The organism is Rhizobium sp. WSM409 (genome assembly GCF_057653825.1).
In genome coordinates, this window is sequence record NZ_JBYGKP010000002.1 from 472,242 (window position 1) to 496,268 (window position 24,027).

Annotated in this window: 19 protein-coding genes and 2 pseudogenes; 13 read left to right on the plus strand and 8 right to left on the minus strand. The window is 55.9% G+C overall.

Features of this window, described 5'->3' with window-relative positions; genetic code table 11:
• Nucleotides 1-432: 432 nt before the first annotated feature.
• The 3 genes from repC to AC25BC_RS25745 all read left to right on the plus strand — a co-directional run bounded on the left by repC (nucleotide 433) and on the right by AC25BC_RS25745 (nucleotide 1,522).
• Nucleotides 433-615 (plus strand): replication initiation protein RepC, encoded by a 183-nt coding sequence (gene repC / locus AC25BC_RS25735; protein WP_487778574.1) that lies wholly within the window; start codon nucleotides 433-435, stop codon nucleotides 613-615.
• Nucleotides 616-883: 268 nt separating this feature from the next.
• Nucleotides 884-1,141 carry a type II toxin-antitoxin system RelE/ParE family toxin gene (locus tag AC25BC_RS25740; protein WP_348629797.1) on the plus strand — a complete coding sequence of 86 codons (258 nt, stop codon included), beginning with the start codon at nucleotides 884-886 and terminating at the stop codon, nucleotides 1,139-1,141.
• 54 nt (nucleotides 1,142-1,195) lie between these two features.
• Complete coding sequence (locus tag AC25BC_RS25745; RefSeq protein WP_128439838.1) at nucleotides 1,196-1,522, plus strand: helix-turn-helix domain-containing protein; 327 nt, start codon at nucleotides 1,196-1,198, stop codon at nucleotides 1,520-1,522.
• A gap of 58 nt (nucleotides 1,523-1,580) precedes the next feature.
• Here AC25BC_RS25745 and AC25BC_RS25750 read toward each other — a convergent pair.
• Nucleotides 1,581-1,721 (minus strand): annotated as a pseudogene (locus tag AC25BC_RS25750) (integrase); the annotation flags it as partial.
• A gap of 82 nt (nucleotides 1,722-1,803) precedes the next feature.
• Nucleotides 1,804-2,130: a helix-turn-helix domain-containing protein gene (locus AC25BC_RS25755; protein ID WP_128439837.1), complete on the minus strand. Its 327-nt coding sequence runs from the start codon at nucleotides 2,128-2,130 to the stop codon at nucleotides 1,804-1,806.
• A gap of 83 nt (nucleotides 2,131-2,213) precedes the next feature.
• On the opposite strand from AC25BC_RS25755, the pseudogene AC25BC_RS25760 reads away from it, so the two are divergent.
• A pseudogene (locus AC25BC_RS25760) lies at nucleotides 2,214-2,702 on the plus strand (LysR family transcriptional regulator); the annotation flags it as partial.
• Between the two features lie 601 nt (nucleotides 2,703-3,303).
• On the opposite strand, the gene AC25BC_RS25765 reads toward AC25BC_RS25760, so the two are convergent.
• Entirely contained in the window at nucleotides 3,304-3,639 is a 336-nt protein-coding gene (locus tag AC25BC_RS25765) for a helix-turn-helix domain-containing protein (protein ID WP_128439893.1), read from the minus strand.
• Between the two features lie 97 nt (nucleotides 3,640-3,736).
• Here AC25BC_RS25765 and AC25BC_RS25770 point away from each other — a divergent pair, with 97 nt between their 5' ends.
• The 6 genes from AC25BC_RS25770 to AC25BC_RS25795 all read left to right on the plus strand — a co-directional run bounded on the left by AC25BC_RS25770 (nucleotide 3,737) and on the right by AC25BC_RS25795 (nucleotide 10,145).
• Entirely contained in the window at nucleotides 3,737-4,627 is an 891-nt protein-coding gene (locus AC25BC_RS25770; RefSeq protein WP_128439836.1) for a LysR family transcriptional regulator, read from the plus strand.
• 170 nt (nucleotides 4,628-4,797) lie between these two features.
• Nucleotides 4,798-5,937 (plus strand): RHE_PE00001 family protein, encoded by a 1,140-nt coding sequence (locus AC25BC_RS25775; protein WP_128439835.1) that lies wholly within the window; start codon nucleotides 4,798-4,800, stop codon nucleotides 5,935-5,937.
• 255 nt (nucleotides 5,938-6,192) lie between these two features.
• The gene (locus AC25BC_RS25780; protein ID WP_206642403.1) at nucleotides 6,193-7,386 is read left to right on the plus strand and encodes an ABC-three component system protein; all 1,194 of its coding nucleotides are present in this window, start codon (nucleotides 6,193-6,195) and stop codon (nucleotides 7,384-7,386) included.
• The gene (locus AC25BC_RS25785; protein WP_128439834.1) at nucleotides 7,383-7,889 is read left to right on the plus strand and encodes an ABC-three component system middle component 5; all 507 of its coding nucleotides are present in this window, start codon (nucleotides 7,383-7,385) and stop codon (nucleotides 7,887-7,889) included. The genes AC25BC_RS25780 and AC25BC_RS25785 overlap by 4 nt, the downstream gene beginning before the upstream one ends.
• Before the next feature lie 3 nt (nucleotides 7,890-7,892).
• Nucleotides 7,893-9,788, plus strand: a complete 1,896-nt coding sequence (locus AC25BC_RS25790) for an ATP-binding protein (protein ID WP_164903038.1) — start codon at nucleotides 7,893-7,895, stop codon at nucleotides 9,786-9,788.
• Nucleotides 9,789-9,809: 21 nt separating this feature from the next.
• The gene (locus AC25BC_RS25795; protein ID WP_128439832.1) at nucleotides 9,810-10,145 is read left to right on the plus strand and encodes a DUF3223 domain-containing protein; all 336 of its coding nucleotides are present in this window, start codon (nucleotides 9,810-9,812) and stop codon (nucleotides 10,143-10,145) included.
• A 131-nt stretch (nucleotides 10,146-10,276) separates the two neighbouring features.
• Here AC25BC_RS25795 and AC25BC_RS25800 read toward each other — a convergent pair whose 3' ends face one another.
• The 5 genes from AC25BC_RS25800 to AC25BC_RS25820 all read right to left on the minus strand — a co-directional run bounded on the left by AC25BC_RS25800 (nucleotide 10,277) and on the right by AC25BC_RS25820 (nucleotide 18,898).
• A complete protein-coding gene (locus AC25BC_RS25800) occupies nucleotides 10,277-11,413 on the minus strand; it encodes a helix-turn-helix domain-containing protein (protein WP_245459886.1) in 1,137 nt (378 codons plus the stop codon).
• A 150-nt stretch (nucleotides 11,414-11,563) separates the two neighbouring features.
• Nucleotides 11,564-12,271, minus strand: coding sequence for a hypothetical protein (locus tag AC25BC_RS25805; RefSeq protein WP_128439830.1), 708 nt, complete (start codon nucleotides 12,269-12,271; stop codon nucleotides 11,564-11,566).
• Between the two features lie 346 nt (nucleotides 12,272-12,617).
• Nucleotides 12,618-15,152: an amidohydrolase family protein gene (locus AC25BC_RS25810; protein WP_128439829.1), complete on the minus strand. Its 2,535-nt coding sequence runs from the start codon at nucleotides 15,150-15,152 to the stop codon at nucleotides 12,618-12,620.
• Entirely contained in the window at nucleotides 15,152-18,127 is a 2,976-nt protein-coding gene (locus AC25BC_RS25815; RefSeq protein ID WP_128439828.1) for a hypothetical protein, read from the minus strand. The genes AC25BC_RS25810 and AC25BC_RS25815 overlap by 1 nt, the downstream gene beginning before the upstream one ends.
• A gap of 489 nt (nucleotides 18,128-18,616) precedes the next feature.
• Entirely contained in the window at nucleotides 18,617-18,898 is a 282-nt protein-coding gene (locus AC25BC_RS25820) for a DUF4242 domain-containing protein (RefSeq protein WP_128439827.1), read from the minus strand.
• A gap of 160 nt (nucleotides 18,899-19,058) precedes the next feature.
• On the opposite strand from AC25BC_RS25820, the gene AC25BC_RS25825 reads away from it, so the two are divergent.
• From AC25BC_RS25825 to istB, 3 genes are all read left to right on the plus strand, one after another.
• Complete coding sequence (locus AC25BC_RS25825) at nucleotides 19,059-21,653, plus strand: ATP-binding protein (protein WP_128439826.1); 2,595 nt, start codon at nucleotides 19,059-19,061, stop codon at nucleotides 21,651-21,653.
• Between the two features lie 205 nt (nucleotides 21,654-21,858).
• On the plus strand, nucleotides 21,859-23,118 hold the full coding sequence (istA, locus tag AC25BC_RS25830) for an IS21 family transposase (protein ID WP_128439825.1): 1,260 nt from the start codon (nucleotides 21,859-21,861) through the stop codon (nucleotides 23,116-23,118).
• Entirely contained in the window at nucleotides 23,115-23,996 is an 882-nt protein-coding gene (gene istB / locus AC25BC_RS25835) for an IS21-like element ISRel3 family helper ATPase IstB (protein WP_128439824.1), read from the plus strand. Before istA ends, istB begins: the two co-directional genes overlap by 4 nt.
• Nucleotides 23,997-24,027 lie beyond the last annotated feature (31 nt).

Sequence of the window (24,027 nt, forward strand, 5' to 3'; positions counted from 1 at the left end):
CGTCCGTCATTTGACGGCCACGCCTGGTATCCTCGGACGGCTTCCGCGTTATCCAGACAGAGCACAGGTCGAAACGACGCTCGATGAAAAGGAGCTTCTTCGCGAAGAGGTACTTAACGCTCTGGAAATCCAGATAATACCGAGAATATGCATGGCAATGCCATCCAAAGTGGCCGTCACATACAGAATTCAAAACCCGAATCTATCAATGAACTTGAACCAAGCTCTGAAAAAGAGCAGGGCGAAAGCTTGCGGGACGAGCCGCAGACACAGAGTATGAAGCGTGAAGGGCCAAAGCCGGTTGTTGAACCGATTAACTCGTTTCCGTTGGGCATAGTTCTTCGAGCCCGCCCACAAATTTTGGACTAGGGGCCAAACGGCGGCATATCGCATTGGCGCGAGCTGATGACAGCTGCCCTGGTGGTCCGCTCAATGCTGGGCGTAAGCCCCTCAGCCGATGAGGAAGCTTGCGAAGCCATGGGTCCTCGAAATGCCGCGGCAGCGATGGCGTGCATTCTGGAATGCTCAAACTTACGTCATTCGTCGATGTCGCGACCGATTTCAGGAGCATTGGTAGCGCAGGGCTCGCCTCATGATACCGGAATAGGGGTTTGACGCTTATTCCAACTCGTAGATCATGCCGGCGTGCTCGCAGGCGCGGGCTACGAGTGTGGGGTGCAAGACCACGAACCTCAGCGCCTGCGGGTGACTCGAGAACGCCAGATGATTTTTCTGCAGGTGACGCTGCGACTAGCAGGAGGCGGCAAAAACCCTCTATTGCCCATAGTGAGAGCATGCTCTATATATCCGAGAGGATCTATATCATTCAGGATATGAAAGGACGGAATGGACGGTCGATTTTCATGGTCGCTTCAAGAGTGAGGTGACCGACCTGCCTGCCGATGTTCGGGTGGAGTTGCTGGCGTATTTGGTACTCCCGCGCCAGAAAGGCTTACGACTAGGCCGTCCTGAGGTTGACACGCTCGGAGGTTCCAAACACGTGAACATGAAGGAACTACGTATCAAGGTATTGAAGGTTCAATGGCGGTTCGCCTTTGCTTTTGATCCCGAGCGAAAAGCCATCGTCCTTTGCGGCGGAGCGGAGAGCGGCATGAGCCAGAAACTCTTCTACAAAGACTGATTGATCTGGCGGACAAACGATACGACGAGCACTTACGCGAGTTGGAGAAGAAACATGGATGACCTCGACAATCTGATACAGACGCTTCCCGAAGCCGAACAGCACGCTGTTGCAAAGCGTGCTGAGGAACTTGTCACGGCGCACAATTTGCGAGAACTGCGGGCGCTCGCCGGACGGACGCAAGAACAGGTGTCTGCCGGGACCGGATTTAAGCAGACGAACGTCTCGAGGCTAGAAAAACGTGCGGATATGAAGCTTTCCACACTTCGCGAATACGTTGAGTCACTCGGTGGCACATTGAGGATCGTTGCGGATGTCGCGGGCAAGAAAGTCGATCTGTCCAGCATTGCTAAACGATCTCGGCACGGTTCAAAACTCTGATTGGCAACCGTCGATTGACGCAGCCCACATTGATGCTTGTTTGTTATCGAAATCAGCACTACAGCATCCGGGCGGCCCGCCCGCTTCGCCGCGTCGCGTTGATAAAATAACTAGATGCCTGCTGAACCGAGCGATGGCGTAACTTTTCCATTGCCTCGGGGAGGGGAATACCGCGGTTGGCCGCCTCGGAGAGATAACCACCGCAGCCCAGGCGGACCCTTCCCAACGAGCGCCGCAGCCAACTCATAGGCGGGAAAAGGCTGCCCAAAGTAATCTATCCATTATTTTTGGGTGGCCAGCGCCTCGATCATCACGACCAGTCTTCGAAGGTCATCGCTTTGAAGTGCCTTGAGCGCCACGGCTAATCTTTCATGGAACAGCTCATCCGTCGTTCTGACGTTCTCCTCAGCATTGTTACCAAGCAACTCGTCGATGCTCACGTTCAATACCGAAGCGATGCGGACCAGGGTTGCCAAGTCCGGTTCACGACGGCCGGTAATGTAGTTTCCGTAGCGGCGGTCGCTAAGGCCAGCGCGACGAGTTACCTCCGCGTTCGAAATGCCAAATTGTTCAGCGCGTCGTTTGAGATTTGAAGAGAATGGCTCCATGACCACATTTTGTTCATGACAAACCACACGGGTCTCTATGTACGATACGTGGTGCCTAGTGAGAACGGTACGTGCGGTGACTGATGGAACTACGCCAGCTCTCCTACTTCGTCGCGGTGGCCGAGGAACTGCACTTCGGCCGGGCGGCAGCCAAGGTGCGCATCGCCCAGCCGGCGCTCTCCAACCATGTGCAGGCGCTGGAGCGGGAACTCAGCTGTCCGCTGTTCATCCGCTCGACCAGACGGGTGGAACTGACCAGGGCAGGGGAGATCTTCCACGAGCGCTGCGTCGGGATCCTGAGCGAGGTCGATCTGAGTGCCGAGATCACCAGGGCGGTGGCCGGCAAGACGATCCGGCAGATCAGGATCGGCACCGTTTATCCGGCCACCACCGGCGTGCTGCCGGCGTTTCTGGCAAAGATCGCCCGCAAGTATCCGGATATCCGCATCCATATATCAAGCGGCAACACTGGCGACATCATCCGCGGCCTGGAAAACGGCCAGATCAATCTCGGCTTCATTAGACCGGTGGAAAACATCGGCTCCTTGCGCTTCTCCTCGATCGCCCATGACTGCCTCGCGTGACGACATCGTCGATATCGCGAGGTCGTTGGCGCGGCCGGGCAGGCGAGGCGAGGGGCACCACGGGTACACCAAAAGCGGAACGGCTTGCCGGGGGCAGTCGGTCCCGGGTTCCGCTCGTTCCCGAGCGGCGCTCCGCTAACCCTCCTGCGGCTGCCCTTTTAACCGGTCAAGCCGTGCGCGAACGGGCGCCGGCGCGGGCGCGCCTTCGCCTGGTATGCTCATTGTTTGGAGGGGACCCTTGCCGTGGCGTCGACGCAAGAACGGCCAAGCCGTCCGTCAGAATTCCGGCGACTGATCTTACAGATCGATGCCGGGCTTGCCAAAACGAGCGGGAGCGAGATGTCCACAGGGGCGGCCCGGTCCCCACCGGCGGCTCTCTGATTGCACCGACGCCCGCTCCTGCGCCGGCCGCCCCGCAGCAGATTGCACCCGCGAAGCCACTTCCCGGAAACTCGAACAAGGTCAGGCGGATCGTCATCCAGGTGCAGTCGGGATTGACTGCCTACGGCTATTACGCTGGTTCCTCGCTTCCCTTCAAGGCGACAAAGATGGGTTTCGCCGACGAGCAAGGGCATGTCCATCTGAGATATTAGCGCCGTCCTTTGGCTGCGACGATCGCTTCCGCCAGTATGATACATAGCTGTAGTTCTTCGAGCGTCATGCCGTTCGCGGCATTTGCAAAGCGTTCCAGGAGATCTGTCGTTTCAGCAATTGCGTCGGCGTGTCCTACGACGCCCAGCAGCCAATTTGGTGTTGTGCCCAGCGACAACGCTATTCTTACCAGTATCGCTAGGTCGGGTTCTCTTCGGCCGGCCACATAGTGCGCATATCGGCGCTCATCGAGGCCTACCCGCCTTGCGGCCTCGGCGTTCGATATGCCTAGCTGTTCAGCTCTTTCCCGAAGCCGCTTTGAAAGAATCTCCATGGGAACGATTTGTTCCCCATTGATAACGATCTGGCCACGAACGATATGGAGTGTTATAACTACAAACTGTAGTTTTGGAAATTGAAAGGTCGGATTCATGGAACTACGCCAGCTCTCCTACTTCGTCGCCGTGGCCGAGGAACTGCATTTCGGCCGGGCAGCCGCCAAGGTGCGCATCGCCCAGCCGGCGTTGTCCAACCATGTGCAGGCACTGGAGCGGGAGCTCGGCTGCGCGCTGTTCATCCGCTCGACCCGGCGGGTGGAACTGACGCGGGCAGGGGAGATCTTCCACGAGCGCTGCGTCGGGATCCTCAGCGAGGTCGATCTGTCCGCCGAGATCACCAGGGCGGTGGCCGGCAAGACGATCCGGCAGATCAGGATCGGCACCGTCTATCCCGCCACCACCGGCGTGCTGCCGGCGTTCCTTGGAAAGATCGCCCGCAAGTACCCGGATATCCGCATTCATATATCAAGTGGCAATACCGGCGACATCATCCGCGGCCTGGAAAACGGCCAGATCAATCTCGGCTTCATCAGACCGGTGGAAAACATCGGCTCGTTGCGCTTCTCCTCGATCGCCCATGAGCGCTATCTCTTGGCGGTGGCGAGGACGAACCCACTGGCGGAGCGGGCGGAGATTGGTATCGACGATCTGCGCGGGGAGAAGATCATCGCCTTCAATCGCAAGAACCTCTCCTACACCGAGCGGTACTTCAACGAGAAGTTCGAGGAATACGATCTGACCCGCAACATCGCCTATAGCTGCGACGACACCTATTCGCTGGTGTCGCTGGTCTCGGCCGGGCTTGGCATCGGCTTTGCGCCGGAATGGACCGAGGGCCTGCCGAACCGGGCCTTCGAGCTGAAGGCGGTCAGAGGCATCGACTTCAGGATCGGCCTCGGTGTCGCCTGGAGCAAGGACGACCCAACCGCCTCGCGCGATGACATCGTCGATATCGCGAGGTCGTTGGCGCGGCCGGGCAGGTGAGGCGAGGGAGCCCACGGGCGCCGTGGCGGTCCCCATGGCCCCGATTTGCGCACTGAAATCAATCTCGCATCGATAAGAGCTACTTATCGATGGTTGGCTCGACAACTATCAATCATACGATGTGAGGAACTGTAATATCCATATAGAGTTTCTTTAGCGAATCATTTACCATAAAATCAATGGTTTACGATCTCGCGAAAATCAGCATGACAGCCCTGATGCGCCCGGCGTTCGACGCCGGTATCGCGCTGACGCGTTTGGACGAGCGTACCGCCCGTTCACCGGTCGGCCAGGGATGGATCGAAAGATCCCATTTTGCCGACGCGTGCGCTTCGCTGTGGATCGACGGCGAACTCGTCCATCTGGAAGACCTCGTCCTCCACGACGCCACGAAGGATATTCGCACACCTACCCACGAACTGACAATCGCCCGCGACGTGTTGCGAACCCGTCGGCGGATCGCCGGCCAATCACCGGATTGGGCGCTCGCTACCGACGGCATCCGCTCGCTGCGGAAAACCTCGGAGATCGGGTCGGGCGGCGGGGACGAGGCGACGACGGCCAAAGTTATTTGGCCGGCGGCCGCGATCCACGCGGAAGGGGAGGGGGAGGAAGGTGACGACGTCGAAAATCTCCCCGGCATCGACTATGCCGCCATCGATGCGGTGCTCGCCCGATCAGAGGCGGCGATCGAGAATGTAACACGGCCTGGCCGTGGCGGCGCGGCGGAAAAAGATCCGTTGGTCTATGACCTCGACTGGGACGAGGACGCCCGGCTGGAAGAGTGGCGAAGCGTGTTGCAACAAACGCAAGACTTGCCGGCGGTGCTGCAGGCCATCATCGCCCTCGATGCCTGGAACGAACTGTCCGTCCTTCAGCATGCGCCCTGGCTCGGCCGGCTGCTGGCCGCGTCGATATTGCGCCAGACCGGCGTTACCACCGGTGCCCATCTCGCCGCCATCAATCTCGGCCTCAAAACCATTCCAGTCGATCGTCGTCGGCATCGCGACCGGGAAACCCGAATGCTGGCCATCGCCCAAGGACTGATCGAGGCCGCGGAGATCGGGCTCAAGGAGCATGACAGGCTGGCGCTGGCTCGAACACTGATGGAGCGAAAGCTGGAAGGGCGCCGGACATCTTCAAAACTGCCGGAGCTGGTTGAGTTGGTGATGGCCAAACCGTTGGTGTCGGCAAAAATGGTGGCGAAGACGCTTGATGTGACGCCGCAGGCGGCGCGGCGGATTGTTTTGGAACTGGGCTTGAGGGAGATGACGGGCAGGGGGAGGTTTCGGGCGTGGGGTTTGGTCTGAGGCAAAGGTCCGACCAACTTTCCGGTTGATGGGAAAGAATGGAGCATTCACGCGAATGCTCGGCGGTTGCTGTGCTCGGTTGCAACTGACGGCTCACGCCGGATAGCCTTTGGCGCGAAGACCATGCTCTGCGGTCAATGTCTGCTGGAGAAATTGTGTTGAGAAAGGTGGTGCCTTTTCAAGTCATCTTGTATTCGCGAGTAGAACATTTACGGTTGTAGACAATGATTTGCATTCGCCTTACAGGGTTTGATTTTGTCAGCTGTTCCAATCTTCGCAAAAGTTTCTGCCAACGGTGGTTGCGCCGATGTGGTGTTTGTTCATGGCCTGACCGGTGATCCCAAGGAGACCTGGTCGTCCAAAGGCACAACCGAACCTGAAGGTGAGTACTGGCCGCACTGGCTCTCGGCAGACCTCCCACACCTAAACTATTACACGCTCGGGTACCCAGCAAGCATATTTGCGCAGTGGGCGAAGAAGGAAATGAACCTTTTTGACCGAGCAAAGAACGCGCTCGAGACTCTGACTGTATACGGGTTTGGAAGCAGGCCGATCGTATTCATTTGCCACAGCCTCGGTGGTCTCCTCGTCAAACAAATTTTGAGAACGGCAAATGACTCTTCAGATGATGATTGGAAGAAAGTTGCTAAAAGTTGTGCAGGGATTTTCTTTCTTGCGACACCACACAGCGGCTCGTCGCTTGCCGATTTGCTAAAAATGTTTTCCGCATGCTTCGCATCGCCGCACGTCAACAAACTGCAGAAAGACTCTTCTGACCTTGATGAGCTCAATGCCAGCTTTCGGTCTTTGTGCCTGAGCCAAGCGATCCAGATCTCCGTCTACCATGAGATGCACAAAACCGCGAAGATTGCGCTTGTGGTCGACCCAAAGAGCGCGGATCCAGGTGTAAACGCTGTAATGCCGGTCGCTATCGACGCGGACCATCTAAGCATTTGTAAGCCTATCGACAGGTTCGACATCGTTTACGCGAGTATCAGACATCGTTTACAGAAGATAGCTCCATTGCCTGCCAGCACTTCGGAACCTTCGGTATTGTTCGATGATGATGGCCTGGATGAGGTCAGCGAGCATGATCGCAGAGACCTTCTAACGAAAATGATCACAGCAGGCCGGGAGGGTGAATATGCTTTTGCGAATGACTCCCAGAACCGGTTTGCACGCAACTTTGTCCAGTCTGGCCTTAGGACAGCGACAAACGAGCACCATTTGAACCTTCTGTCTGATATCGAGCAACGCTTCAACGCGCTCATTTATCATCCGCTGATATGCACCGGCGCGGATCTCGCAACGATTTCGATGGCAGTGCAAACGCATGTAATTGACCCTCTTGCAGAAAAGTATGCTGAGCAGAGAGCTACTTCGAAAACAGTGATGAACGCCCTCTATTTCCTGACGGAGCGCTGTCATGTTCGGTGGGACAGGGCATGAAGTACCGCCTTTGGTATGCACAACTCGATGTGTACGATACCGTAAGACGGTACGTCGCTATTTTGAGCAGGTGGAAGGCCGACACGCTGACGCGGGACCGGCTGTTCGTTTCTGACTTCTATCTCGTCAATCCGAGCCTTTTACATAAGACGCAAATGTCTGCCGATGTTCGCCGTGCGTTCAACAGTTTGCAAGTATTGAAGCCAGAAGACTGCTTTTTAGATTACCCGTCGCCTGCGCTTCTCTACAATAAGATGGCGGGGATCCAAGTCCAAGCACTGCACAATCTTATTGGTAAAGGTCTTCTGGATATTGCTGCTATAGACAGCGGCCAGTGTGTTTTGAGCTCCGCCGGTGCAACGTTTGCAGATGAAGTCGGGGATCAACTTGTCTTGCCAGGCGAAGAGGCTGTGCTGAATTTTCTTACCATTGAGTTTGCAACAATTGGTCATGGCAAAGGCGGACTTCGCTCAGTAACAGGCCTCCGAAGGACAGGAACATAAATCGTGGTCTCTTTTTTCGCCCTGAAGCGCTTGCAGATCACGCAAGGTACTCATGTCGCTTACGATCAGACATTCCACCGCGGTGTGAACATCATTCGGGGCGAGAATAGTTCTGGAAAATCGACAATCTCCGACTTCATTTTTTACGGGTTGGGCGGGGAGTTTGATCGGTGGAAGGACGCCGCTCGCTACTGCACAGCAGTCCGAATTGAAGTTGAGTGTGAACAGGCGATTTTGACAGTTCATCGGTCCGTTGGTACAAAGCTCGAACCAACCTTTGTCTTCTACGGTGGGCTCGAAGAGTCCTTGGGTAAAGGGGTAGATCATTGGCAGAAGGTTCCTATTCGGAGGCCCGCTGGTGGCAAGGAACTGTCATTTACCCAGGTTTTGTTTCGTGCATCGGGTATTCCTGAGGCACCCAATGCAGCCAATTCAAACATTACCATGCATCAGATTCTGCGATTGCTCTATGCGGATCAGCAAACGCCGCCTGGGAAGCTCTTCAGATTTGAGAGCTTCGACACTCGTGATATTCGCGAAGCAGTTGGCCAGCTAATAATTGGAGTAAATGGCTATGATCTTTATGAGGGACAGATTGCGCTCCGCGAATTGAAGGCGGAGTACGCTGAAAAGGATAAGCTCTACAGCGCAGCACTTCTCGCTCTCCCGTCCGCAGAGGGACTGGCGTCGATTTCCGCTTTGGACATCAGGTTGCGAGAGCTGGCGACCAACCGAGATAGAATACTTGCTGAGGTCAGAAACGTAGATTCGCTTGTCGCAGAAGAGCAGTCGCAACAGTTTGTGTCAGAGCGCCGAGCCATGCTGACTCGCGTGAGAAAGCTAGCGCTTGACGTACAAGAAAACGAGCAACGGATACTCGATCTTACTGATGAACAGGGAGAGATAGAGCAGTTTATTGACCATTTAGAGACTCAGTTGGCCACGTTGAATGCGGCGAGCACACTGGCCGACAAATTGGGGAGCATCGAGTTTCAGTTTTGCCCCGCTTGTTTGAAACCTCTTTCTGACGTCGATGGTCAGCATTGTGTCGTTTGCCACGAAGTCGTTGATGATGACAAAGCCAGGTCGAAGTATTTTGAAATCAAAATAGACAACGAGCTGCAAATTAGAGAGTCGCGGCAACTTCTGAAATCAAAAGCCGCTGACCTTGAGGCGCTCCAAAGCGATGGTCGAGGATTAAGGAGATCATATGCCGCGGCGATCGCCGAATTTTCGAGCCGGTACGACGTCAGTAACTCGCCACGCGAAAGCTTTTTGGCGGAAAGGAATAAGCAGCTTGGTCGTCTTGAGTCGGAAGCGGCATATTTGGAAGAACTGCGATCTTCAATCGAGAGGCTTGATGAGTTGTCAAAAGCAAGAGCGAAACTGAACGATGACATCGAAATTCTTCAAGCTCGCTTGAGACGCCTGGAGGCTTCCTCAAATGCTCGCACAGTAAAGGCGATGGAATCGGTAGGTTCGATTGGGCGGCGTTTACTGATGAGCGACCTTCAACGGGAGGATACGTTCGAAAATCCATCCACATTTTCGGTCAACTTCGGCGACGATGCTATGCTCGTTGATGGGAAAATGAATTTCGCGGAAAGCAGCAATGTCGTTCTGAAAAATACGGCGATACTTTCGTTGCTTCTGGCCGCCACCTATGACGCAGCGTTCTGGCACCCCAAATTTCTGCTGATGGACAACATCGAAGATAAAGGAATGGAGCAGGAGCGCAGCCACAACTATCAAAAGCTAATCGTGAAAGAGTCCGACAAGGCAAAATTTCCACATCAGATCATTTTCACGACGTCAATGATTTCTCCAGAGCTGGAAGACAGCGGGCTTACAGTCGGTCCGAAATATACGCGGCAAAATAAAACGCTGACCATAGTGTAACTTAAGATTGGGATCTCAAAAATGGGCGTAGCGAAGCCAGTAAAGTTGCGGAGCGGTATGAATTTTGACAAGGCGGGAGATGCCGAAAATTTCTACCAGGCAATACTCAACACTGGGGATTTGCGTGTTGCTCTGATTGGAGCCGAGCACGAGGCTGTCGACGCGCTTTTTCGTGATTACTGTGCTGCCGAAGAATGGACCATGCCCGGGGAACCGGTCGAATTCTATCGAGACCTAAATCGCGCGTACGAGCGGACTACAAAGAGCTTCTTCGTGCGTTACAATCACGGCGAGGTGGACGACTTCAGCTACATTAAGGCAATCCGAGCGGTCGCTAACTGGAAAAGAGAAACTTAATGCAGCCTGCCTGGCTCGTAACCGATTCTGCCATTTCCTGCGTCGTCTGATCTATCGGATGAGGAAAAAATCCATTTGGCCACTAGCTGTCCTAGCGGCGCTCATTTGCGGCATCTGCAAGATTCAACCCCTCAACGCTTTCCGAATGGAAAGGGCACTACTTCACCCGTGCCGCTTGGGGTCCGTGACGAGTGATTACCGCTAATCCGCAATGTGACTACCTCAGCTACCTCTCGTTCGAACCAACCTTGCGGTAGACTGCAAAGAGCCTCGATGTCTCCCGCTGAGATGGTGAACTCTGTCGCCAAAAGGTCGGCCTTCCCCCTAATACCATTCTCAACGATCAGCGTCAGACTGTCACGCAATGCCTTTGGAGCCGGAATTGGCCACTGCTGATCAAGGGGCTCGCCTTTAGCCCAACCCTTGGCGGAGTAGAGTTTATAAAGTTGACGAGAATAGTCTTCCGGTATGATTTCCAGATCGGAAAGCCTTTTGATCTGAGCTTTGATGGAAACTCTCCAGCGTTCCTTGAGCGTCGTTAGCATTGCAAGTGAAGGGTGCCTCACTTCGTGAGGATAGGTCGTTGAGGGTAAGAGTAGAGCGCTTGCGAGGCGGAAGGCCTGCTTCTCGATAATACGAAGATTTTCTTCAAACTCAGCCTCGGAAACATTCTTATGCAGTACCGCATGGGCCAATTCATGCGCTGCATCCATCTGCCGGCGAGGAAACGACATCTTGTCAGTCGCGAGCAGAACATGAGGACGCTCGTCGATCGGTGACCAACTGCACAGTCCATCGAGCTTAGTTGTATTCATGGGAATGGTTGCGACAACGACGCCTATGCGCTCCATCAAGGCAACAACATCGCCACAGGGACCTTCACCCAGATTCCAGTGCCGTCGAAGCTGCAACGCGATCCGCTCGATGTCGTCGTCGCGCAATTCGCTGTAACGACCGCCAGAAAGCACATCGGGGATATCGACCTCAGGGAGATCAACGTAGTGCCCAAGGACGAAACTGGCTTCTTGAAGCCAGTGCATCTGCGCCTTTTGGTAATTCAGATCTCGAACCAGGGTGCTTGCAAGCGATCGCAAGAAGGTTGGTTTTTCGCTTGCAAAACGAGGGCGTAGGAAGAATTCTGGTCGAACTTCAAGCTCATCCGCAAGACGGATCAAAGTCGCATAATCTGGACTTTGATCGGCGCCTTCGTCTTCCCAACGGGAGACAGAGGTAGGGCTCACGCCCAAGCGTCTTGCAAGTGCCGACATTGTCGTCACGCGCCTCGCGTCACGCGCCTCGGTCAAACGGGCGGGAATGAACCCCGGAGTGCCAATTCTCATAGTTTTGAATCCAACAAGCTCCGTACTTGACGGTACGGAGCATCAAACGTTTTGCAGGGTTTAACCTAACGAGCGACTTTATTCACCCGTGCCGTCTTCGGATTCTTTGTCTTGCCGTGTTTCCGGAGGAACAAACAATTTTCGAGCCTGGCGAAGTTTGACTACGCTACCGCCGCCATGCAGATCCTGCGGGCCGGCCGCTGGCGTCTGCGCACCATATCCGCCCAGGAAGTTCTCAAGGGACTCGTACAAGAGAAAGTCTTTGTAGTCCGAGCCAATAACGCCGATCGCAATCTCTTCGATCATGCCGGCGCGCTCGCGGTCTCTCGCCGTCAGAAACAAGGCGAAGATATCTGTCGGTTGCGGACTGCGGTCATCAGAGAATAGCGTGTGTTGAAGGCTGACGTTCAACGTCACGCCGGCCGCACGGGACATGTTTTTCGGAGGGATTTTTTTGCGTTCAGGCATGGAGGCGAAGCCGAGAATAACGCCGATTTTGGGGCCAACAAATCGGGCAAATGGCTGAAACACCTTGAGGTCTGTCCCGACCATCACACCGTCAGTCAGAAGGTGCCCGCCGTGAAGCTGCACGACTTCCTCGTAGCCCTGCTCTTGCAAACGAAAGCGGATCTGCCCCTCGGCTTCGCGACTACGCTTTGGATTCAACGAGAATTCGCGCTGTACGACGTCATTGGCCTTCAACGCCTCTGCACGAAGCCGATCTTCTAAGTCGAGCAGAAGGTCCTTCGGAACCGCATCAAGGATGGTCTGGCGGACGTCAATCATGCGATTCCCTTTCGTGATAAGGGAAATGATGCCACATTTTTTGCGTTTTGCAACTGTTATACCAATATTTATCGCGGGAAGGCGGTTTCATCGAGTACAAGTCGTTGAGCGCAGACCCACTAACGCGGCATTTCGCTGACGCAGCCGTCGGCAAGTAAGGCTTCCTCGCTTCAAGAAGCCGAAGCGCCGGATCTCGATCCGAAGCGAGCAGGTGCTACTCTCTTGCGTGCAGCAGATCTGCAAACGTAGCGGATCGGATGCGTCGGCACGATTTATGCCGGTATCGATCCTATTCGCGACCTGCAGGTCAGCATAATGTCTCTGCCCGATGGTTCAGTGTCAACATCTAACTGAAGGCGGGCGAGTTCGGCCGAAAGCGATGAATCCGCCCATTGTCGTTCAATGTTTCTAAAATCTCTGCAGCTTCTGCGGCGGATTTGCCAAAGTCCGAGCGTAGAACCGACGAAATGACCGCATATTCGTTCCGGATGTTTGTGCAGAAAATTCCAGGATCGTCACTTCCGATCACTACGGTCGGTCTGTTTTTCAGCACCGGTCCCGTTAATCCCAGCCATCTGAAGATGTGGTGTTCAGCCATCGTTTGATAGATGCTTATCCTCATGTTACTTGTCGGGAGTGCCTCAAGCGCAATGCCTCGTCGCGTTATCTCAGAGAGAACAATGTCCTGAAGGGCACAGAGCGCAGGTATTGACACGAGGTCGGTCACGCTTTCGCAAAGTGGCCTCTTTGTTTCGTCAAGCAGATGCCGCTTTCTGTAGAAAGCGTATCCAGATGCGGCATGTTCGACCCGGTCGGCAACCAGATCGAGCTCCCGGGCACGGAGTTTGTCCATTACTTCCTGTGCCAGCACACGGGCCTCTTTAACAACATTGGCCGGCGTGACAGGCAGCAAGCGCTGCGCAAGACGGTGCTCGATCCGCCTGATTTCGCGGATATCAAGATCTCTGAGTTGCCAGGCTTGCGACAGGACGACCGGGCTCACGTCCAGACCGTAGATATCGTGCGAAAGTCGCGTGATCATATCCGTCAATCTCCCGACATCTTCTGCAAAGCCGTCGAGCTGAACCAGGTTCTGCTGCGCGAAAACAGCGTCATCCAGAAGGTCGTGCCGATTGAGCATTATCCGGTCGGGGGTCCGCGCACGCCAGAGGGTGGGATCAACGCCAAGTGCGATCGCGTGACCGATGCGATCGCCCGCGCGCAGGTCAAGATATGCTATGGCCTCCGCGACAGAGCGGATCCCCGAAACCAGATGGCGGAAATCTTCGCCTACATGAAAAGTTGCTCTGCCGACGCCTGCCTGCCGCATGATTCGAAAAGCCGGGGCGAACGGTTCCGGCGGCGCGTGTAGTTCGTTCGAAGCTGCGTCAATCCCGACAAGAACGGTTCTGATTAAGTCCCTTCGTGCAATCAGTTCACGAAGATGACGCGCTTGTCTATCTAGATCTGCGCGCAGGTCACTGTCCAAATATCCTCTGGAGTTATCTTTCTGACCACTGGGCGGCTTCTTGATGAAATGCGCAACCAGCGAAAGTTCTGCGTCGGGACGACCGCGTCTTGCGCACCGATCGCCGTCACACGGCTGTGAAACAAGACATGGTGGCACCTTGCCATGCAGCTTGCGCAAGTGCCCACGATGACTGCAGCCGCGAAACGCAAGATAGTCTTCAGTAATCTGAAGCACGAGGTTTTCGGTTTCGGAAATGCTGCTTTTGGGGGCAAACCGACCCTCCAGATGTGACAGCAAAGTGTGAGGTGAGGCGATGTTGAGCTGACGGAAGCGTGCTTCGTAATGCCGCTCAAGTTTTTCGCGTGTTCCGAGCAGGGTATATTTCTGGAACTGGTCGAACCCGGACTCTTCCGGCTGCTGGACCGCCAGGCGCGTTACCTGATTGAGGAGCAAAAAGTTGAAATAAAGACCTGTCCCGATGATCGTGTCTGATCGATTGTGACGAAGGTGCGACAGGCAACGATAGAGCCATGCCGCTTCGTTGATGAGCCGGCTGTATCGACGCCGACCGTAGAGCTTTGAACTCGGATGTTCGGACAGCGATGACTGTCGCTCATAGTTCCATTCTCCATCGCTGAGATCGGCTGTCATCGCCTCAGTCAACTTGGAAAGACCACGCAAACGCGACCCATAGTCTGGTGCCGCACCAAGTATATCGGCCATGTAGTGACGTACGCGTCTTAAAGCACGCATGCGTTCGTAGAGCTTATAAGGAGTCAGTCCAAACTCCAGTTGCTCATAAAGCTCTGCTACTGGAAGCTTGCTCTTTCGGGAAGCTGCCAAAAGCTCTCCGTAGAATCCGTCAGGATCGGTGCAGGCGTCGGCCCAGACGATATCCAGTTCGGTGCTGCCGTTCAGATGCATATGCAGTTCGTTCAAACCCTTTCGCTCGATAAGATCGTCAAGCGCGAGGTCATGCGGACCCAGGACAGCCGTGTCGCCAATCTCGCGTTCGAGATCTACGCGCGGATCAAGCGTGGAATTGCTGGTCGCCCGGTCTTCGTTCACGAGAAAAGCGATAAGAACGGCGAGCGGTGAAATGAATGGCAGGAGCTCGTGCCATTCGGCAAACCGGTCGAGGCGCACGACGATCTTTCCGTCCCGGCGCTCCAGATAACGCTCTGCAAGCCTGGTGAGCGTGTGATACGGCAGCTCGCTAACCGTACCCACGTCACTCATACGATCGGCCAGATAGCCCTTATAGAAGTGATCGGGAAAACCGAAATTGGTTCGACGCTCCGTAATGAAGATCCTGCGTTTTGTCTCGGTGATTGACGGAATAGCTCCACGGCAAAGTTCTGCCAATCCGTGGCTGTCGCTGAAGGCACGCCGATCAATCAGGGCCGCCATCAGGACTTATCCACGTTGTCACCGCCGGACGGAACAGGCCTGCCTCGAACGACCAGGCGACGTGTAGCCGGCTTCGGCTCGGCTGCACGTGCAGCTTTATGGCCTTGCAAATAGACGCTGTTCAGGAGGAAAAACAAACCGTCGAATTGCACTGTTCGACCGTCATTCGGCTGGCGAAAGCTCACGCTGTAGTCGAGTTCGATACCTGTGAAAGCGCGTGATTGTTGCCGGTAGAGATCAAAAATCTCGGCCGCTGCGTCGCGGCTTTTCGATCCTGTGAGATCCGCCTCGTGTCTTGCGAGAAAGTAGCCCCAAAGGGGGCAGGCAAAAACCCAACGAAAGAAACGAACCTCGTCGTCAGAAACATCGTCTTCGTCTTCGTCGGTATTGGCGTCCACCTCTCTGATGTCCAGCTCCTGAAGCATAGCCAGAAATGGTTCGTTTGAACGGATCGGGTTATCGGCCATCTTCGGGCCGATGGTGTTGCCTTCGGCGCGATAGGTCTCGACCGCCAGCGCGTGTAGAAAAGCGATAATTGAGCGATGCATCAACACGCCAAGATAACGCGTTTTGGTATGACGAAGTTCGTCACGAATGGAGTCGAACGCATAGGAAAACCGCGTCCATACGCGCGCCAGCGTTATCGGCGCCAGAGACAGCGAAGCGGCATCAAGCGCATCGAGCCACCGGATCAATGCGTCTAGCGCCTCGTCGTTCGAAGCCCAGGAATCTGCGCCCGGTTCCTCCGGTTCGCCCGGGAGATTAGATGAGATTTCACCGTCCTCATCTACATTGCTCCCGGCCGTGCTGGTGGCCGCTCCACCGGGTGTAGGATAGCTCCGCGGCATTCCAGCCGTGACTAAAAACTGATCGAGGCGGCGGCGAAGTGTGCGGGGCGTGAGGTTGCCACGGTTCACTCCGAGTATACCACTGATGAAACCCAGAATCCGGAGCAGGGAATAGCTGCCATTGTCGGATTGCTGACCGCTTGTGATCCGGCTTGCCGGGATCATCGCAATCGACGCGACCTGGCCACTTAATCCGGCTCGCAGGCTTTCCAGCGTGTTGCCGAATACAGGAACGAAACCCGCTTCTCCTTTACCATTGTAGGAATAGTCCCAACCAGACTGGGCCAACCGCGAATGGAAGCCACGAAGCGGTGCTGGTAACTTCTGAAGTGCACGGTTGACAGAGTTCTCGTTCTTGGACCCTAATTCTCGCCTGAAGCTCTCGAAATCGAAATTGCCATAGAGTTCTGAAGAGGCAGCTCCGGTTTCGCGAATGCGTGGGCCGGCTGGCACAGCGGCACCGCTGATGCGTATTCCCCGGGCGATTTGTTGTCCTTCAGCTGCCTCCCATGCAGCCAGGCGGCCAACAGTCTGCAGAGGTTCCTCTTTGCTGCGGATGTTGAGATGATCGAGAAGCTCTTTGAGCCGCTCAGGCGTTGTGATGTCCCCGCGATCAATTTTTTCACGGATTGTACAAACCTTCAGCCAGTAATCGAAAATCGCTCTTGGCTGCCGACGAAACAGGTCCACGAGTGTTGCGCCGACCGACATCGCGGCAAGATCACTACTCTCTTCGAGACCTTCCGGATAGAACCGCGCCATCGGGCGCCAAAGGTCCTTTTTCGTCATCCAGCCCGCAAACACTCCGAAAATCCGGTCGGGTTCGGGATTGCGCAACTCGTTTTCATCGAAATCAAGTACCATAAGACCGGTCGATGCGACATGACGAAGCGTGTCCAATGCTATCTCGTACTGTTGCGATTGGTCGCCGCGCCCCCCGTTAGACGAAAGAGGCCATACTGACGAATACAGCTGGAGACTACTGCGCATGGGCAGGCGAAGCATGATCGACCGTATCGTTGCGACATCCTCCGGGGCGCCAAGCCCCAGCAGGCGTTTCGCGTAGCGCCGCGACACCATTCGCTCTGTGATGGCTTTCGTATTGCCATTTGTGAAGGATATGGATGCGCGCTCGGCGTAATAAGTCAGAGGCTGCAGATCGATCCTGTTTTCGGGGCGGACAATTTTCACAAGATACTGATCCTGGAGCACGTCAATCATCGGTGCAATCTGATCACTGTAGGACTGATTTCGTGGAACCTGCCGCTCTGCATTGATGAAGTCCGAAGTCATCTGCTTCCATTGCTGCTGTCGGACAAGCAGATTGTAGAGTTTCATGTCACCAGCGAGCAAAAGCTTCAATCGGGGTGTCGCAAGATATTTTCGGATCGCCTCGAGTACCGGCCAGCCGCGCTCAAACGAGGTATCGACGTCATCCACTGCCAGCACAAAGGCATCTACGGTCAGGAAACGACAAGCCTCGCTGACATAGCGATAAAACGAGCGTTCGAATGCCGCCGCTGCGCTAGCGCGATCCAGCCCTTTGTCCAGCACATAGTCAGGATCGACCCATTCCTTGCCGTGAAGCGATTCATCACCGATGCCGTCGAGGAGCGTCAAGCCGGCCGCGAGTTCACGCAACCGCTGCTTGAATACGCGATAGTGGTCTTCGGCCGCAGGCCTGTCGGCTCTTTTCGCCTGGTCTACCGCTGCTTTGATCTTTTCAATGATCATTACAACGATATTCTGTTTGGTCTCGATCAGGGTAGGATCGACAATGCCAAGGCTATAGAGTGATGCCGGACCACCCTCCATTTCCATGTTTTCAAACAGCTCATTGGGAGCCTCACCGGCCTGCCTCTTCTCGATGAACCGCAAAACATCCGTCAGGAATGTCGTTTTTCCATCACCTCGTCGCGCGCTGATCATGACTGTCTCATGGCGACGGGACTTCATTACATTGAGAGACGATGGGCGATACCCCGAATTTCTCTCCAGAGGTTCGTCATCTTCCGGTCGGCGATAGAGCTTTTCTATCACGCGTTTAAAGGCATCGCGGCGGACTATTTTGTCGAGCTTGAATTCGCCGTACATCGAGGCGAGATCTATCGTAATCTTGTCGGGCATCTGGAGCCAATAATGCGAGGGGTTGAGGGTAAGCAGTCACGGAAACGAACTGAGTCCTGATAGCTGCAAACCTACTAAGACGAATCGGTCGAGTTCAAAATGATGATCAGAGATTGCATAGTTTCACGAAACTTCAACTGAAATTTCCGCTTGGCTGGTGGAGTGGTTTTTTGGCTTGCCTATCCAGGTCGCTGGAAGCGTGAGTGCACTGGGCTTAATTGACCGAAATCGGCGCCAAAAGACTTATTTATCAACAGCCTAATGCTGAACGGACTACGGGGCGAAGGTTCATTCTGGTTCAAGGCGTAGGAGCGTCCGCTGTCCCAGCGGAATAGCAAGTCGGCTGGAGCTAGCTGAGAAGTTCAGGCACTTGCTGTGTGCAACGGCATTGATGGTGGTCGCATGGAAGCCGCGCCATAGGCGGGGTGTTGAGCCACAAAATGAATGGACGCGACGGCTTCTTTCAGAACACGCCGCGTCGATTGCCGTCTATGTTCTGCCATTCGCCGTCGCCGGACCGATCTGCGACGCAATTTCGGTCACCAGATCAGCGGGGAAACCACCTTCGCGAGCGTGCCTATAAATGATCTCGGCGCTTTCCGCCTCGTGGACGCAGTAGATCTTGTCGCCGGCGACATAGCTCGTCACCCATTCATAGGGCACGCCGAGGCCTGCAACAACATCGTTTGACTTAGCCGAGATGCCCTGAAGCTGTTCGGCATTGAGCTTGGATGCTCCTGGGATGTTCCTCTCGATCAGGTATTTTGGCATTTTCACGTCTCCTCAATGGATTTCATGGTCCTCACCATGAGATTGATACCCTGAGGTAGGAGAGACCGCTTCGGGGGATGTCCCTATTTTCTCTTTGCGCATTCCCCATTTTTTCCGCTTAGTTGCGTTCAACGCCGCTGGATGATGATGGGCATACGTCATGCAACTCTTGGAGCGCGCCGAACAACTCGAACAACTGCAGTCGCTTCTGAGCGAAGCTGCTGAGGGAAATGGCCACGTCGCCGTTTTGGTGGGCGAGGCCGGAGCGGGAAAATCCGCGCTCGTCAACATATTCACCGATCTCGTTGGTAAGACTACACGGGTCTTGCGGGGTGCATGCGAGAATTTCGGCACGGCAGAACCGCTCGGCCCCTTGCGCGACCTCGTTCGCGAAGCTGGGTGGGCCTTGTCGGAGACGCTTTCGTCCACCGAAAGTCGGATCGCCTTGTTCTCCGAGGTCTTTCGACTGTTGAGCGTGGGAGCGCCCACGAGCCTGATTGTGATCGAGGACATCCACTGGGCCGATGATGCGACACTGAACCTCATTCGATATCTGGGGCGACGGATCCGCGACGCGCATGTCTTGATTCTATTGACGGCACGGGACGATGATGTTGGTTTACAATCACGTCTGCGGAAAGCCTTGGGCGATATCCCAGCCGCCAGTCAGAGGCGAATAGACGTCCCTGCATTGAGTAGGGCTGCCGTAAGTGAACTTGCAATGCTACGCGGTTTTGACGGTGATGAGATTTTTCGTGTCACCGGGGGCAATGCCTATTTCATTACCGAGCTGATCGAGGCGGGCGACTGGAAGGTGATGCCGAGAACCGTTCGCGATGCCGTTCTTGCGCGTGCGGAGGGCCTAACGGCTCCTGATAGGGATATTCTTGCCGCAGCCTCGATCTTTCCCGATGCAGTCGACCTCAAGTCTCTCGACGCGATTTGCGGCGATGGCGCCGAAAAATCCTTGCAGGCATGCCTCGACTGCGGCCTGATGCGTCGGGTTGATGGAACATACTCGTTTCGTCACGAGATCACTCGCCAGGTGATAGAGCAATCTTTGTCGCCCATTCGCCGGCGTGGGTTGAACGCAACGGCCCTGGCAGCCTCCCGTCATGCCGGACATGTGCCGTGGGTGCGGTTGATACACCATGCGAATGAAGCGCAGGATCTCGCTGCCATCTGTGAACTGGCACCGCAGGCGGCAGCAGAAGCGGCAAGGCTGGGTGCCCATCGCGAGGCGATCAAGCACTATGAACTTGCATTGACTCACGCCTCTGCTTTTGATGAAAAGCAGCGGGCAGACCTGTATGAACACCACGCCTTCGAATGTCACCTGGTCGGCCAGGTCGAGCGGGCCATAGTTTCGCAGAAGAAAGCGCTCGCTATTCATCACCGCCTCGGCGCGCCACTGCGGGAGGGCGAAAGCCTGCGCTGGCTGTCTCGACTCAGTTACCTCGCAGGCAACCGCAAGGATAGCGATGCCTATGGAAAGGAGGCCGTGGATCTCTTGGAGGCGCAGACTGAGGGAGCAGAGCTCGCCATGGCATATTCCAATCTCTCGCAACTGAGTATGCTCGCAGGCGACACGGAGACAGCGTGCCACTATGGGGAGAGGGCGATCGGCCTGGCGCAATCCGAAGCTATCGGCAGACCCGATATTCTCTGTCATGCACTGAATAATGTTGGCACCGCAGTCTTGTGGCGTGACCCCGATCAAGCCCGGCAGCTCCTTGGACGTAGTCTGGAAATCGCGCTCGCTCACCAGCTCGAGGAGCACGCAGCTCGTAGTTTCACCAATCGAGGCTGGATAGAGCTGCGTTTGCATTCTGTCGCAGACGCGGAGGATTTTCTCGGGCGCGGAATTAGCTACTGTATCGAACACGACCTCGACACGTGGCGTGACTACATGCGTGGCGAACAGGCGGAGTTGTTCACTTATCTCGGGCGCTGGGACGAGGCGGAGCGGGCGGCCAGCTTGGTCGTCGGCAATGTCAATGCTGCTTCTTTATCACGATACCCAAATGTTCTTGCGCTCGCCGTTCTCAGGACACGACGTGGTGAGCCGGCAGACGCATTGCTGGAGGAACTGTCGCGTTTTCTTGAGACGGGCAGGGAGCTGCAGAGGCTGGCACCCTATGCCGAGCTGGTAGCGGAGCGGGCTTGGTTGGGCTTGGAGGACATCGGACGAGCCTTGAGTTTGCTCGATCAGGCCATTGCTCTTTCCAGGGATGACGCCGCAGTTTCGCTGCTGCTTGTCTGGAAACGAAAACTTGGAGCAGACGTTTCGCTCTGCTCGGACTTCGACGGAGATGAGGTCGTTCGCCAGATGCTGGCTGGTGACTGGGCGGCCGCAGCGGAGACCTGGAACGAGAGGGGATCGCCATATTGGCAGGCCATGACACTCCTCGATGGTGACGATAATGCCGTCTATCACGCACTAGACCTGCTTGAAGGCATGGGAGCCTCGGCAGTTGCCCAGCATGTCCGCGCGATCATACGTGGCCGACTTGGCCGTGTTGCCGCCCGTGGTCCAAGGGCCAGCACGAAGGCCAACCCGGCCGGCCTGACGATGCGCGAGATGGATGTGTTGCGATGGATTGATCTGGGTAAATCCAACGGTGAGATAGCTGCGTTGCTGTTCGTCTCGGCCAAGACGGTGGATCACCACGTTTCTTCGATCCTCGCCAAGCTCAATGCAAGAACGCGGACAGCTGCTGCATCTCACGCCCGTAGTCGGGGTTTGCTTTCATAACCACAACAAAGCCAAGAATAAGATATTTGGAGGACTATTTCATTCGACGACAGGTCGCCGGTGTCAGTACCGGAGCAATACTCCCCATTAGTGCCGTTTGAATCTTCCCCAGGTGCTGCGGCCGCTGGTCTTCCGGGGCGCGCCCCGGAAGACCAGCGGCGCGTCATCGCCGATACTCCTTCCGATGGTCGGAAGGGGGACATTGGTGATCAAGCTGAGGGAGACGATCATGATCCTGGATCTGCATCAGCAGGGGCTGACGGTGTCGGCTATTTCCAGAGAAACAGGCATCGATCGCAAGACGGTGCGCAAATACATTGAACGAGGCCTCGAGGCTCCGGCTTATGGGCCGAGAAAGCCTCGCGCGACGGTGATCGATCCGTTCGCTTCATACCTGCGGGAGCGGGTGAAGACCTATCCCGGCCTCACTGGCAGTCGGTTGCTCCGAGAACTCCGGGATCGAGGTTATGCCGGCGGTTACACCGCCGTCACGGACTTTCTTCGTGACGTGCGACCTCCGGCAAATCCAGGTTTCGAAGTTCGTTTCGAGACGCCGCCTGGCGAACAGGCCCAAGTCGATTTCGCCCAATTCCATGTCGTTTTCACCGATGAGCCAATGACGCCAAGGATCGTTTGGTTGTTCTCGATGGTGTTGGGTCACAGCCGCCTCATCTGGGCCCGCTTCGTCATGCATCAGAACTTGCCGACCGTCCTGCGTTGCCACATCGCCGCTTTCGAGGCGATTGGTGGTGCGCCGCGGGAGGTGCTCTACGACCGGATGAAGACTGCTGTTATCGGCGAAGGTCAGACGGAGGGCATCATCTACAACCGTGCTCTCATCGACCTGGCCCGCCATTATGGATTCCATCCTAAGGCGTGCAAGGCCTACCGAGCCAAGACAAAAGGCAAGGTCGAGCGGCCGTTTCGGTATATCCGCGAGGACTTCTTCCTCGCTCGTTCGTTCCGCAATCTCGACGACATGAACGCCCAGCTCCGGCACTGGCTCGACACCGTCGCCAATCCAAGGAAGCACGCGACGACCCAGCGTGTCGTCAACGAGGCCTTCGCCGAGGAGCGTCCGTATCTGCGGCCGCTACCGCTGGCACCCTTCAAATCCGTTCTGAAGCTGGAGCGCCGCGTATCGCGGGAGGGCATGGTCAGCGTCGGCGGCAACACCTACAGCGTTCCGGATGCGACCCGCAGTCGAACGGTGGAGGTCCATTCGCTTGCCGACGAGGTCCGCATCTTCGAGAACGGCACCCTGATCGCCGCGCATCCTGTCCTCGAGGGCCGCAAACAACGCCGGGTTCATCCTGACCACCGACGAGCACTCACGCCGCAACAGTGGCCACGAACACGAGGCGAGGCCATTGTCGTCAAGCCCGCCGGCGACACCGTGCTGCAGCGGTCTCTCGCCTTCTATGACGCCGTCGGTAAGGTCTTGGCAAAGGAGAACCGCCCGTGAGTGCGACCCTCGATGCAATACCGTCCATGATCGACCGTATTCGCCATGATCTCGTGGGCCTGAAGATGCCGCGCGCACTGGAAGCGCTCGACCATGTCGTGCGACGCCTCGAACATGGCGAGCTGTCTGCACTCGAAGCGATCGATATCCTTCTTTCCGAGGAACTGACCCTACGCGAGAACAGCCGCATCAAGACGGCGCTGCGGATGGGCAGGCTCGCGACGATCAAGACACTCGCTGGTTTCGACTTCACTTTCCAGCCTTCGCTCGATCGCGATCGCATCTTCACTCTGGCGCAGCTTGGCTTCGTCGATCGACACGAGGCCGTGCATTTCCTCGGCCCACCTGGAACCGGCAAGAGTCATCTTGCCACGGCGCTCGGCGTCGAAGCCGTCAAAGCTGGAAAGAGCGTCTACTTCACGAACCTTGCCGACCTCATCGGTTCGCAGGCCCGTTCCGAACGGGAGGGTCGGCTTCAGGAGCGCATTCGCTTCTTCTGCAGGCCAAGCCTGCTCATCGTTGACGAGATCGGATATTTGCCGGTCGTCCAGGGTGGCGGCAATCTGTTCTTCCAACTCGTGAACGCCCGATATGAACGAGGTGCGATGATCCTGACATCAAACCGCGGCTTCGCTGAATGGGGCGATGTCTTCGGCGATCCCGTTGTCGCCACCGCGCTTCTCGACAGACTGCTTCATCACGCCGTCGTCGTGCAAATCGAGGGATCGAGTTACCGGTTGCGCCAGCATGCCGAACTGATGCCGGAGCATGTTCGCTCCAAAGCTCTCATTGCTCCGCCCGCATTCGCTCCACCTCAAAAGCCGCGCGGGCGGCCGCCGAAAAATCCTCAATTCTCCCTGGCATCCACGTCGGCATAAGTGGGGAATTTTACTTCGGCACTATTGGGGA